Genomic DNA, 11934 nt, shown 5'->3' on the forward strand with positions numbered 1-11934 from the left:
GGTGGCAATTGAACGTCAAAGCGCGCGCACCCTCGGCCTTGCTTCATTGAGCAACAATTCGGTCAGCGCCCAGACCAGCGCATCCACCCGGTCGGGCGAATGCCCGTCCGATTTGCCGTCCGGACCGAAAGCACAGAGCTCGTCTTCCAACGCCGTCAGCCCCGCTACGTGGCGCACCAGCCCGCGTGCATAAAGCGCCGCCGCGGGCTCGGCGCGGACCCATTTCCCACGGCTGGCCCGCACTGTGCGCACCGGTACCGAACCATCGATCTGGTTCAACACCTGCCTTACCAGGTCCCCGCCCTGGTTCACCTCGACCACGATGCAATCAGCCTCATGCGCCCGGAACGCCGCTATGGCGCGCGCTGCCCAGATATCGGGGCGCACGCCCTGGAGCGTGGCGTCCTCCAGCACCACGGCCCCTTCGCCTGCCCGCCCTGCAACGACAATGCCGCAGGCGTCGGAACGCTCGGTGCCGGTTACAGGCGGATCGACCGCCACGACGATCCGGCCATCCACGGCGCCCTCAGGCGCGCGAAACATGGACCGTTGCCAGAGCGCGTCCGGCATATCCTCGATCAGTTCGCCGTCCAGTTCCTGCCGCCCGAGCACCGTATCGCGATAACGCTCGACCACGGCCTTGAGGAAAGCATCGGCTAGGTGCGTGTTCACCTTGGACTTGGCGCGACTGATCACAGTCTGCTCGTCAGCCATCAGCCGCTTCATCAGCTTTGTAGCGCGCGGTGTTGTCGTGACCAGCTGCCGCGGTCGCGCGCCGAGGCGAAGTCCGAATTGCAGCATATCGAAGGCCGCCTCTGCCTTCTTCCACTTTGCTGTCTCATCGCACCAGGCGGCGGCAAATTGCGGTCCGCGAAAGCGTTCCGGGTCGGATGCAGGCAACACATGCGCCTCGACTCCGTTGGGCCAATAGAGGACATTCTCTCGCAGTCTTGGGCGCTCGCCGGGCGGACAGACCCGCAACACGCCGCTTTCGCCCAGCACCATCACCGCTTCGGCCTCTGTCATGGTTTCGCCCACCAGGGCGATGGGGCCGATCCCTTGTTCAGCCAGCCACCGAACCCATTCGGCGCCCGCCCTGGTCTTGCCGGCGCCACGGCCGCCCAACAGCAGCCAGGTGGTCCAGTCACCAGCCGGCGGCAATTGATGCGGCATGGCCCACACAGGCCAGTTGAAGGCGATGTCGCACAGTTCGCTGTCCTCGATATCTGCCGCCCAGTCCAGCAGGACAGACCGCGTCGTCACCATCGTTTCAAACCATTCCCTTGGTTATGGCATTGATGCGCTCTTCGAGCTTGCGACGCAGTTCGCTGGCCTCCCCTGGATTTCGCGGACTGCCGGCCGGCCGCGCCTCTGCCCGCTCCAGGGCGATCAGTTTATCGAGGTCGCGTACCAGATCGCTCAGCACCTTGCTTTCAGCGCGATTTCCCTTGTCCATTTCCGCCTCCACAATTTCCATCTGCCTCTCCAGAAGGCCCAGCAGCCGCGCAATCAGCAATTGCCGGTCAAGCGCCTCGCTGCTGCCCGGACGCACCCATTTACTGGCGCGAGCGCGTTGATCGAGCTGTCCGCGCCGCAATCTGTAGCGATGCGCGATGCCATTGCAGGTCAGGAGACCGGCCTCATAGTCTGAGCGCACCGAAGCCCAGGCCACGATGTTGCCATCGCGGTCCCGTTCGGGATCATATTCATCCATGTGGGAAATTCCGTTCGGGCCGCCTGAAGGCGTACTCTTCGACCCAATTCGTCGACTATGCCTGAACTATAGACCACCACCGTCACGCGGGGATAACTTAGTGGACGGCTCGCAAAGCCGACGCGTGGATCCGATGGAAAAACGCAAGGTGGGAAGGCCTGAGACCGTGGGTCGAATGGCACCGTGGCAGGCGCCGTGGTCAAATCTCGAGTGGACGGCAGACGACATTTTCCCAGCGCCGCTTCGCTCTATTCCAGCTTTGCCGCCGCCTTCAATACTGCTTTGTCGCTTTTGGCGCCCATTGCTGCCGCACCGCGCTCCGCTGCGTCCTTGATCATGCCGTGCGCCGCTGACTCAAGTTCCGGCCGGCAATTGGCGAGCGTTTTAAGTCCGGCAATCATACGCAGCATCACCTCAATGTTTCCGGCCCCATCGCGCGCAATGGGACGGAAGGCATCCGCCATAAGGTCATCGGGGTCGAGCGGCGCGACCAATAGGCGCTCGTATTTGAGTTCACTGTCTTCGACCGGTCGCTCCGTCAGGACGCGCACCAAGGTCCCCACAACGGCAATCGCCGTGCCCGGATCGTTGATCCCTGGTGACAGGGCCTTGCTTGCGATCTCAGCAAGCACGATCAACCCGAAGCGCGGATCGCTTTCGAAAGTCCGGGCCGTGCCGACGGTGAAGGCATTTGCCAATCGGTCCGCCAGATCTTCCTCCAGCGTACCGGCGACCAGCAGAAGTGGCCGGTCCGGGGCAGCATAGGCTCCCGATCGCGCCGTAATGGTTACGAGCAGATCGTTGTCCTCTGCCAATTCCTGCAAGCGTGAGAGATCGATGTGCTGCACATATCCCGTCTTGCGTGAGAAGACTGGTTCTCCAGATGGTTCCCCGTCCAGCGGTCGGCAACCCAGGAGACCTTCTCCGGGCACTGTCTTGAAGGCTTTCTCGGTGGCTGTGCCGACTTTGCTGACAGTCTCACCGACGCGACCGATGGAGGACATTTGGCCGATCCAACGTATCAGGGCGGCCACGACCAGTACGACTACGGCCAAGGTAACTGCAAAAAGCAGCAGGCGCCCGGCTTCACTGTAAATGTTGGCAGAGAGCCCGATAATGCCGACGATGGAAAAGAGAAAGGCGCCGATAAACACCGAAATCGAGGTCTGAGCGCTGCGGTCACCGACGATTAGGGGCACTGCCCTTGGCGTTGTGGACGCAGAAGCGCTGGAGAGAGCGCTGACAATAGTAGAGAGCGAAAAGACGGCCACGGTCAGCAGGCTCGAGGCCAGCACTGTGAGAATGGACTCCACAGCCTCGGACGATAACGTAAAAGGCAGTTTGTCCGGCACCAGACCGGACATTGCGAAGGCGATGACCACAGTCAACACAGCCACGAGCGAGAATGCCGCCGGCAGGAACCACATGCGCTGTGCAATCTGCCGGAATTTGAACGCGATCTGACTCATTGACTGTCTCCCCAATGGAGAAGCATTCTGGCCCAGAAAAGTTGCGCCGGGCCAGTGCATCCGTTTCAGTGGACGCGCCAGCAGCGATCAGGGTCCAAAAATGCGCCGGGCCTCCATACCCAGTCCCAGCCCCACGCTGCCCAGCACATCGGTGCGCACGACTTCGGCCTCCGGGAACATCGCCCTCAGCCGTCCCGATACAGCCGGAACCAGGGTGGAACCGCCGGTCAGGATGAGGCTGTCGACCGCAGCGGGCGCCACCCCGGCCAGCCGTGTTGTTTCCGCGATTGTCTGTTCCAGCCGTCCGATAGAGGCAGCAAGCGCGTCACCGAGCTGGGCAATCGTCATATTGGTCTTGATGACGCGCTCGCGCACGTTAAAGGCAAAGGCCAGATTATCCTCGTCGGACAAGGCGATCTTGGCCGCTTCGACTGCGCCGATCAGCCGGTGCCCGAGCCGGTCTTCGACCAGCATGGCGAAGGTTTCCACCTTCTCGATCTCCCTTGCCTCCCGCGCCGTGGACCGGAGGTCCCGCAGCGCCTTGGCATCATAGAGACGGTTGATCCGGTGCCAGGTGGACAGGTCGAAATAGGGCGCCACCGGCAAGTGCCGCTTGCCGTCCAGCGTGCGTGACCCCAGCCCCAGTTCCGGCATTACCCGGTTCATGGCCAGCAAGCGGTCGAAATCAGTGCCTCCGATATGAACACCCGCCGTTGCCAGGATGTCGTCGCTGCGATCGGCGCGCCCTGCCCGGTCCGGCGATACGCGCACCAGCGAAAAATCGGAAGTGCCGCCGCCAAGGTCGACGATCAGTGCCAGTTTCTCGCCCACTACCTGCCGCTCGTAGTCCAGCGCAGCAGCAATGGGTTCGAACTGGAAGGCAATTTCCTCAAAGCCCTGCGAGCGCACCGCGGCCTCCAATTGACCTTGCGCCTGTTTGTCGGCAATGGGATCGTCATCGACGAAATGCACCGGCCGACCCATCACCACCCGCGTCAGTTCTCCGCCCAGCGTTGCCTCGCCGCGCCGTTTGAGTTCACCCACATAGGTGGCGATGATTTGGCCAAAGCCGAGCCGTCGCGCCTTGACCCGTGTCGTATCGGCAAACAGGACGGTCCCCAGCACGCTCTTGAGTGACCGCATCAACCTGCCATCGGCGCCGGTGACATATTCGGCCACGGCGGCGCGGCCAAAATGCACGCGATCGTCTTCAAACCCGAAGAACAACACGCTGGGCATGGTCGCCTGGCCGTCCTCCAGCGCCAGCAAATGCGGTGTGCAATCGCCATCGACCCGGCCCAGGGTGGAATTGGACGTGCCGAAATCAATACCGCAGGAGAGGGTCATGGGGGCTGTCCGCAGTGGGAATGGCACGCCAGGGGCGCGGGGACGGCTCTATTAAGAGGTGTAGGCGATCAAGGCAACCGGCTTGTCAGGCGGCCTTGCGCTGCTTTTCGCTGCGTCCGCGGAGGTCGACCACTTCGAGCCTGGCCAAACCACGGCGCTGCGCCTTCTTGACAGCATTGCCGGCAGCATCGAGCACGGTGCGGCTCATCGCGCCCTGTGGATTGACCACGGCAATGCCGGTACTGAAGGTCAACTGGCCGGCATGGCTTTCGCGGTTGGCAATCCCCTGGTGCCGGACCGCAACCGCTATGCGGCTGGCCAGGTCACGCGCCATCAAGGCGGGCATGTCGGGCAGCACGATCACGAAGCCAGCCCGGCCGACGCGGAGGCAGCAATCGGTTTCGCGCGACAGCAAGGCCGAAATCGCGCCTTCGAGCGTCTCAAGGCTGTTTTCTACCGCCTCGCGGCCATAGGCGGCGAAATATTCGGCATAGCCATCCATCTCCAGCGCCAGCACGCAAAGCGAAACATGGCGCTCGGCGGCATAGGTCCAGCTGCGGCGCAGTTCCTCGTCGACGCGCTGGGCGAGCCGGGATTTCTTGTTCGGATTTTTCGCAATGGAGGCCTGGCCATAGGCAGGCATATGAGCGTCGGCACTCCGCCCCAGCGCCGCACGAATGCGCGCCCAGAGGCCATCATTGCCGCTCATAGTCACTTTGTTCATCAAGCCTGTCCTGGGCCACGTCCCGATCCGGGCATCAAGCCATGACTATGGTTAACAGGAGGTAAGCATTCAGCCCTAGAGCGTTTCAGGAGGCACCCATTCCGGCCAGTCGACGGCGTGTTCTTCCCAGTTATCCGGGTCCACTTCCGTCTCGAGGAATGTCCGCCCCTTCACCGAGACGCCGACATCAACCACCGTCTGCGGATCACCCGAAACCAGCGGATGCCACCATGCCAGCCCCTTCCCCTCGGCAAGCCGCCGATAGGCGCAAGTCACCGGAATCCAAGAGATTTCCTGCACGTTCTCAAGTGTCAGCTTGATGCAGTCGGGCACTTTTGTCTGGCGGTTGGGATAGTCGGTGCAGGCGCAGGTGTCACCGTCCAGCAGCTTGCAGCGCACATCGGAGGTGATGAGCGTGCCGCTATCCTCGTCCTCGAGCTTGATCAGGCAGCACCGGCCGCAACCGTCGCACAGCGCTTCCCATTCGGAGGCGGACATCTGCTCGAGCGTTTTTTCTTCCCAGAAGGCCATCTTTACCGTTTGCCATTCATGCTGTTGCCGGTTTGCGCTTGCAGGCGGACCATTGCAATCATATTCCAGCGATTGTGTTGCCTTGTCCGGATTTTGCGGACAAACCTGCTCCTTTCGGGGCGTCGGGGTTTACCGTGCAGGATCCGTTTTACACCAAGGAAAAAAAGCACCGGCCCCGGGGCAACATGCTGGCGGCCGACGCCTGGCTTGATTCCTCGCTCTATGAATTCTGGCAGGCAATGGGGCGTGGTTATACCCGCTATCAGGACTTCATGTCCCGGTTCCATGTTTCGGGCATAAAGCGCTTCTTTGTCGAAATCCTGTCCGACGCCCTCACCTTCGGGGCCATCGGCGCGGTGCTGATGACCGCCCTGGCCCTGCCCGCTTTCGACATCATCGACCGCGGCGCCTTCAACAAGGCCGAGGATTATTCGGTAATCTTCCTTGATCGCTTTGGTTCTGAAATCGGCCGGCGCGGTATCCGTTCGGATGACAGCGTGGCCCTGGACCAGATGCCGGACTATCTCCTCAAGGCGACGCTCGCCACCGAGGACCGACGCTTCTATGAACATTTCGGCATCGACGTGGTCGGCACGCTGCGCGCCCTTGCCAGCAACGCGCAAGGCGAGCGGGGCACGCAGGGCGGCTCCTCCATCACCCAGCAGCTCGCCAAGAACCTCTTCCTCTCTTCCGAGCGCACGATCGAGCGCAAGATCGTCGAGGCATTCCTCTCGGTTTGGCTCGAGTGGAATTATTCCAAGGATCAGATCCTAAAGCTCTATTTCGACCGCGCCTATATGGGCGGCGGCAATTACGGGGTGACCGCCGCGTCCGAGTTCTATTTCGGCAAGCGGGTGCAGGACATTAATCTGGCCGAGGCCGCCATGCTGGCCGGCATGTTCAAGGCGCCGGGCAATTATGCGCCCCATGTCGATCTCGCCGCCGCCCGCGGCCGCGCCAATCTGGTGCTGACCAATCTGGTCGCCGCAGGCTTCCTCACTGAGGGCCAGGTCACCGCCGCGCGGCGCCATCCGGCCTCTGCGATTGACCGCAGCAACGATATCAATTCCCCGAACCATTTCCTAGACTGGGCCTTCGAGGAAGCCAAGGCGGTCATCGAGACCAACAACGCCCCGGGCAATAACTTCATTGTCCGCACCACCATCGACACCACCCTGCAAGCCTATGCAGAGGAGGCCATTACCTCCGTCATTCGCGAACAGGGCGAGCAATATCGGGTCGACGAGGGCGCCATGGTGGTCACTGACACCCAGGGGGCCATTCGCGCCATGGTCGGCGGCACCGACTATGCCAAGAGCCAGTTCAACCGCGCCATTGTCTCGACGCGCCAGCCCGGCTCGTCCTACAAGCCCTTCGTCTATGCCGAAGCCTTCGAGCAATTGGGCCTGACGCCCAGCGACACCATCTCGGATCGCCCCGTCTGCATTGGCGACTGGTGCCCGCAGAACTATGGCCGCTCCTATCGTGGCCAGACGACGCTGCTGAGTGCGTTTGCAGCTTCGATCAACACCGTGCCCGTTACCCTCTCGATCAAGACCGGGCGCGACGCCATCGCGCAACTCAGCTATCGCATGGGCCTGCGCCAGGAATATCCCGTGACACGCTCCTTGGCGCTTGGCGTGGCCTCGGTCTCCGTGTTGGACATGACCAGTTCCTACGCGGTCTTTGCCAATCATGGCTACAAGACCCAGGCCTATGGCCTGACGCGCATGACCACCCTCAACGACCAGCTGGTCTGGGAAATCGACCCCGATGCCACTCGCGAGCGGGTGCTCAGCGAGCAGACCGTGGCCTATATGAACCAGATGATGCGCACCGTTGTCACCGGCGGCACCGGTCGTCGCGCCGCCATCGAGGGCGTGCCGACCCTGGGCAAGACGGGCACCACCACGTCTTATCGCGATGCGTGGTTCTGCGGCTTCACCGGCAATTACGTCGCGGCGGTCTGGTTCGGCAATGACGACTACCGGCCCACCAATGACCTGACCGGCGGCACCCTGCCCACCATTGCCTGGCAGAAATTCATGGCCTACGCCCATACCAATATCGAGGTGCAGCCGGTCTTCGGAATCGACTTCGAGCCGCCCCAGGCCATTATTGCCGATGCCGATCTCGAAAATATCGAAGAGATCATCGAACGACCGCCCAGCCTCAAGCCGGCTGCGGCCCGTAAGCTGCTCGACCTCGCGGCCCGCCTCCAATCGTCACAGGACAACGCCCCTTCACGCGCCACCGACACCGCCAGCGCGCCAGTCTCCGGCACCGCATCAAGCCTCTAGGCGGAGGCTAACCGGCACTACTCCCGTCTATATACCCCGTCGAACCGGACATTGTGCCCGCCACAAATGCCGTTATCCGACACGACGAGCTCGTGGCCAATCAGTTCAAGGTGCAGGATGCAGTCATATTCCGCCGCTTCATCGGCCGGTATGGCGCCGTCGGTGCCTATGGCAAATTCGAGAGCCTGGTCCACGATCCAGCGCCCGGGCACACTGACCGAGAATTCTCCGATATTGACCCCGCCGCGTTCGACTCGCTCGGGATCGGAGGCGCCCCAGGTAGCGAAACCTTCAATGAACAGGCTGCCCCCGGCCTCCCGCAGGATCGTGATGTCGTGTTCTGGTCCGGCGGTCCAATTGTCCACCCAGCCTCCTAGCACATCGCCCGGCTTGTCCTTGCCAAATGCCGTTCCGACGACCGGGACCAGCATAGAGGCAAGCAGCGTCACAATGATTCCGCCTATGGTGCGCATGGTCCCCCGCTTGTTCGGAAAGGGCAGAATCGCCTTCCGCCACGGCGTCCCCGTTGCTACAAGCCTAACCTATCCGCAACGCATCTGGCCAAGCCATCCAATGCCCCAAATGCAGAGAAGCTGACCGTGCGTTTCGTTCTGCGATTGTTGATGAGCATTGCTGTGGCCCTCAGCGTCGGGTTTGGCCTCAGCTATTACGCGCTTACCGATGGACGCTTGTTCGGCGCTGTGTCGTTGGGGCCATGGACCACCTGGCCCGATATCGGCTCGCCCAGTCCAAATCCTTATACTAGCGGTCACATTGCGCGCGCCGCGGCCCTGCAACTGGGTCGCAGCGAGGGGCTGCAATTTGTCGCCGCGACGGACAGCGATGGAGCGACACTCGACCTGGCCTGCACCTATCGCCTCGATGGTCATGTGCCGGTGTCGACATTCTGGACCCTGACTGCGGTGGACAGCGACTGGGTCAACCTCGCTGCGCCCGATACTGACGCGGCCCTCCGCTCCAGCGAAGTCATCCGCCAGCCCGATGGCGCGCTGCGCATTCATGTCGGCACGCAGCTGCGTCCGGGGACATGGCTCGAACTGGCGGGTAGCGGCCCGTTCAGCCTGGTGCTCACCCTTTATGATACGACAGCCCTGTCTAGCTTTGCCTCTTCGGACCTGACCATGCCCTCCATCACGCTGGAGGAGTGTCCATGATCCGCACCGTGCTCTGGTTCCTGGGTGGACTGCTTCTGGGCGGCATCATCCACATCGCCACCATCCTCGCCCTGCCATTGCTGGCCGAGGAAACAGCGTGGACGCGCATCGCCAAACTGGACGCGCAGAACCGCATCCTGGTCCTGCCCCCCATCGCGCCGGGCGAGCCCAATCCGCTCCAGCTTGATCCCGAGCTCAGCTATGGCATCTGCCAGCTCGATCTGTCCCAGGGCCCGGCCTATCTCAGTGGTGTACTGCCGGACGCCTTCTGGTCGGTGGCCCTGTTCAACGAGGCGGGTGTCGTCACCTATTCGACCACCAACCGCGACGGCATCGGCCAGACAGTGGAACTGGGCATTTTCAATGCCGCCCAGACCCGCCTTCTCGCCCAGCAGCAGATCGACATTGCCGAGGGCCTGCTGGTGGTCGAATCGAGGACCGACAAGCTTGCCGTGCTGGTCCGCCTCTCCGCCCCGCACGAGGCCATGCGCGCAAGGTTCGAAGCCGAGCTCTCCGAAATCAGCTGCGGGCCACGGGCGCGATGACCCCATGACCCCCGACGCTTTCGACGCCGCACTCGCGGCCATTGTCCAGCGCTACCGTGCCGAAGTCGCGGCCCCGGCCGAGCATCTCGCCCTCCTCCGCTGGCAGATTGACCAGGGTCACCGCCTCGACGTCCGCACCACATTTCCGGGCCATCTGACCACCAGCGCAGTGGTGCTCTCGCCCGATCATCGCCAGACCCTGCTGATCGACCACGTCACCATCGGCCGCTGGCTGCAACCAGGCGGACATTATGAGCCGGCCGATTTCTTCCACCTTTCCGCCATGCGCGAAGCCGTGGAGGAAACCGGCGTATCCGGCCTCGCGCTCCATCCCTGGCACGGGGGAAACGACCTGCCCTTCGTCATCGACAGCCACGACGTTCCGGGCAAGCCGTCGCGTCACGAGCCGGACCATATCCACCACGACCTGCAATATCTCTTCATCGCCGACCCGGCGCTGCCGCTCGTGGCGCAACTTGAAGAGGTCCACGCCGCACAATGGCAGGATGCAGGCATGCTGGCCGACTTCGCGCCCAAGGTGCTTGCTCGGTTGAGGGACGTTGTCCCGCCTGGCTAGTCTGCCTCCGGCTCCAGAAACGGCCGCATCGCTGATGCGTGCATACCGGCGAATTCCAGCCGCCTGATCCATTGCAGGGGATCGGCATCGCCGCTGTCTTCGTCCGCGCCGAATTCCTCTACTGTTCGATAGAACAGTGCATCGGATTGCGCATAGCCCAGCCGCAATCCCACGCGCCGGGCCAGCAGCGGCCATTCGACGTCATTGGCCAGCGTATCCACCCGGCTCTGGGAAACGATGAGGACGATCGCGGCCGGCGACAGCCGACGCACCGCGAACATCAAGTCCCAATAATCGCCGGTGAGCAGCGCATGGGTATGATTGACCAGGTGCTCGCTCTCGCGCAGGCGTCGCGGCTCTCTGGCCTGCGCAGCGTCCGAGCGCCCCACCACCAGCAGGTCCGTTTCCGGCTCAACGGCAAGGATGCGCAGCAGGTCATCCGCGCCAAACTCCACCCAGCGCAGCAGATGGTCGAAATCGGCATGGAGCACCATGCGCCCATCAGCGGCCAGCGCGATAGCATCGCGGCGGAAGCGCCCGATACCGCCCTCCCCGGCCGCATGCACCATGGTTTTGGCGCCCAGGCGCTCAGCCGCCGCGACCACCTCGGGGCGCGTTGCATCGGAGATATTGAGGGCAATGGCGGGAAAAATGTCCCGCATAGGCGTCGCCAGCCGGTCGATGGCCCCGGCCATTCGCCCCACCGGGTCATGCAACGTCGCGCCCAGCACCACTTCTCCTGCCGCCACGTCCAGCCCTCCGCCTCATCGCATTGGTAGGAATCTTAGCCACGCAGCGCCGCGATGCAATCGGCTTGCGCCTCAACGCTTCAGCGGCAGCAGGGCATCCACGAATCCGGGTTCGACAAAGGTCACGCTGCCATCGGGCAGGCCCAGTATGCGGTCGATGACGATCCCCTGCCAAATCAGTGCCCGCTCCAGTTCTGCATTGGCGCCGGCGCGGTCATCCAGGCTCTGGGCTTCGATGGCGCGCGCCACGGCATCGTGGGTCATCCCGCCAAGCCGCAGGATGGATTGGGCGGCGAGACTGGCGTCCGGCACATTGAAACTGCCGTCGAGACGGCCTTCCTCGATAATGGCTTGGAACAGGGGCAGGATGGTTTCGATATTGGCCCGGTTGATACGGTCATAAAGCATCAGGTTTTCTGGCCGCAGCAGCGTGGCGAAGGCCGCGATGATGCCGTCGGCCCTATCCTTCTTGAACCGCCCCATGGCTCGCAAGGCGCCATTCAGCCGCTCGAAGGCCGAGAGGCCTGGGCGCTGCATCACCTCTTCCATCATCGGCAAGGTGATCTGCGCGAGACGGACGCTCAGCGCTTCGAGCACGTCCTCCTTGGCCGCGAAGTGGTGGTAGAAGCCGCCCTTGGAAACACCGGCGGCCAGCATCAAGTCCTGTACCGTCGTCGCCTCATAGCCCTTTCCGAAGAACAGTGCCTGCGCACAATCCAGGATCTGCTCCCGTCGCTTTTCTGCATTGAGATAGGTTCGAGCCAAATTCGTTTCCTGTTGCAAACCGACCGTCGGTCTGTTTA

The 11934-nt window shown here is 62.7% G+C and carries 13 protein-coding genes; 4 read left to right on the forward strand and 9 right to left on the reverse strand.

Annotation, left to right across the window (positions count from 1 at the left end):
- Positions 1 to 15 precede the first annotated feature (15 nt).
- The 6 genes from ACXYMS_RS06820 to ACXYMS_RS06845 all read right to left on the reverse strand — a co-directional run bounded on the left by ACXYMS_RS06820 (position 16) and on the right by ACXYMS_RS06845 (position 5785).
- Positions 16 to 1266: a DNA-packaging protein gene (locus tag ACXYMS_RS06820; protein WP_458904859.1), complete on the reverse strand. Its 1251-nt coding sequence runs from the start codon at positions 1264 to 1266 to the stop codon at positions 16 to 18.
- A 4-nt stretch (positions 1267 to 1270) separates the two neighbouring features.
- Positions 1271 to 1714 carry a hypothetical protein gene (locus ACXYMS_RS06825; RefSeq protein ID WP_458904861.1) on the reverse strand — a complete coding sequence of 148 codons (444 nt, stop codon included), beginning with the start codon at positions 1712 to 1714 and terminating at the stop codon, positions 1271 to 1273.
- Positions 1715 to 1962: 248 nt separating this feature from the next.
- Positions 1963 to 3183, reverse strand: coding sequence for a DUF2254 domain-containing protein (locus ACXYMS_RS06830; protein ID WP_458904863.1), 1221 nt, complete (start codon positions 3181 to 3183; stop codon positions 1963 to 1965).
- A gap of 87 nt (positions 3184 to 3270) precedes the next feature.
- Entirely contained in the window at positions 3271 to 4530 is a 1260-nt protein-coding gene (locus ACXYMS_RS06835) for an Hsp70 family protein (protein ID WP_458904865.1), read from the reverse strand.
- A gap of 85 nt (positions 4531 to 4615) precedes the next feature.
- Positions 4616 to 5254: a diguanylate cyclase domain-containing protein gene (locus tag ACXYMS_RS06840; RefSeq protein ID WP_458904867.1), complete on the reverse strand. Its 639-nt coding sequence runs from the start codon at positions 5252 to 5254 to the stop codon at positions 4616 to 4618.
- A 75-nt stretch (positions 5255 to 5329) separates the two neighbouring features.
- The gene (locus tag ACXYMS_RS06845; protein WP_458904869.1) at positions 5330 to 5785 is read right to left on the reverse strand and encodes a YcgN family cysteine cluster protein; all 456 of its coding nucleotides are present in this window, start codon (positions 5783 to 5785) and stop codon (positions 5330 to 5332) included.
- 134 nt (positions 5786 to 5919) lie between these two features.
- Between ACXYMS_RS06845 and ACXYMS_RS06850 the strand changes: the two genes are divergently transcribed.
- Positions 5920 to 8085, forward strand: coding sequence for a transglycosylase domain-containing protein (locus tag ACXYMS_RS06850; protein WP_458904871.1), 2166 nt, complete (start codon positions 5920 to 5922; stop codon positions 8083 to 8085).
- A gap of 17 nt (positions 8086 to 8102) precedes the next feature.
- Here ACXYMS_RS06850 and ACXYMS_RS06855 read toward each other — a convergent pair whose 3' ends face one another.
- Entirely contained in the window at positions 8103 to 8534 is a 432-nt protein-coding gene (locus tag ACXYMS_RS06855) for a hypothetical protein (protein WP_458904873.1), read from the reverse strand.
- 150 nt (positions 8535 to 8684) lie between these two features.
- Between ACXYMS_RS06855 and ACXYMS_RS06860 the strand changes: the two genes are divergently transcribed.
- From ACXYMS_RS06860 to ACXYMS_RS06870, 3 genes are read left to right on the forward strand one after another with little or no spacing between them, the layout of a single operon-like run.
- Positions 8685 to 9260, forward strand: coding sequence for a DUF1214 domain-containing protein (locus ACXYMS_RS06860; RefSeq protein WP_458904875.1), 576 nt, complete (start codon positions 8685 to 8687; stop codon positions 9258 to 9260).
- The gene (locus ACXYMS_RS06865) at positions 9257 to 9805 is read left to right on the forward strand and encodes a DUF1254 domain-containing protein (protein WP_458904877.1); all 549 of its coding nucleotides are present in this window, start codon (positions 9257 to 9259) and stop codon (positions 9803 to 9805) included. Before ACXYMS_RS06860 ends, ACXYMS_RS06865 begins: the two co-directional genes overlap by 4 nt.
- Positions 9806 to 9809: 4 nt before the next feature.
- Positions 9810 to 10382 (forward strand): NUDIX hydrolase, encoded by a 573-nt coding sequence (locus ACXYMS_RS06870; protein ID WP_458904879.1) that lies wholly within the window; start codon positions 9810 to 9812, stop codon positions 10380 to 10382.
- On the opposite strand, the gene ACXYMS_RS06875 is transcribed toward ACXYMS_RS06870, so the two are convergent.
- Complete coding sequence (locus tag ACXYMS_RS06875) at positions 10379 to 11131, reverse strand: hypothetical protein (protein WP_458904881.1); 753 nt, start codon at positions 11129 to 11131, stop codon at positions 10379 to 10381. The genes ACXYMS_RS06870 and ACXYMS_RS06875 overlap by 4 nt on opposite strands.
- Before the next feature lie 72 nt (positions 11132 to 11203).
- A complete protein-coding gene (locus ACXYMS_RS06880; protein ID WP_458904883.1) occupies positions 11204 to 11896 on the reverse strand; it encodes a TetR/AcrR family transcriptional regulator in 693 nt (230 codons plus the stop codon).
- Positions 11897 to 11934: the final 38 nt, after the last annotated feature.

The organism is Devosia sp. CAU 1758 (assembly GCF_054482695.1).

Coding starts and splice junctions, on each gene's coding strand:
- ACXYMS_RS06845 (WP_458904869.1), bottom strand. CDS start 5,785: ATGGCCTTCTGGGAAGAAAAAACGCTCGAGCAGATGTCCGCCTCCGAA.
- ACXYMS_RS06830 (WP_458904863.1), bottom strand. CDS start 3,183: ATGAGTCAGATCGCGTTCAAATTCCGGCAGATTGCACAGCGCATGTGG.
- ACXYMS_RS06870 (WP_458904879.1), top strand. CDS start 9,810: ATGACCCCCGACGCTTTCGACGCCGCACTCGCGGCCATTGTCCAGCGC.
- ACXYMS_RS06865 (WP_458904877.1), top strand. CDS start 9,257: ATGATCCGCACCGTGCTCTGGTTCCTGGGTGGACTGCTTCTGGGCGGC.
- ACXYMS_RS06840 (WP_458904867.1), bottom strand. CDS start 5,254: ATGAACAAAGTGACTATGAGCGGCAATGATGGCCTCTGGGCGCGCATT.
- ACXYMS_RS06825 (WP_458904861.1), bottom strand. CDS start 1,714: ATGGATGAATATGATCCCGAACGGGACCGCGATGGCAACATCGTGGCC.
- ACXYMS_RS06820 (WP_458904859.1), bottom strand. CDS start 1,266: ATGGTGACGACGCGGTCTGTCCTGCTGGACTGGGCGGCAGATATCGAG.
- ACXYMS_RS06835 (WP_458904865.1), bottom strand. CDS start 4,530: ATGACCCTCTCCTGCGGTATTGATTTCGGCACGTCCAATTCCACCCTG.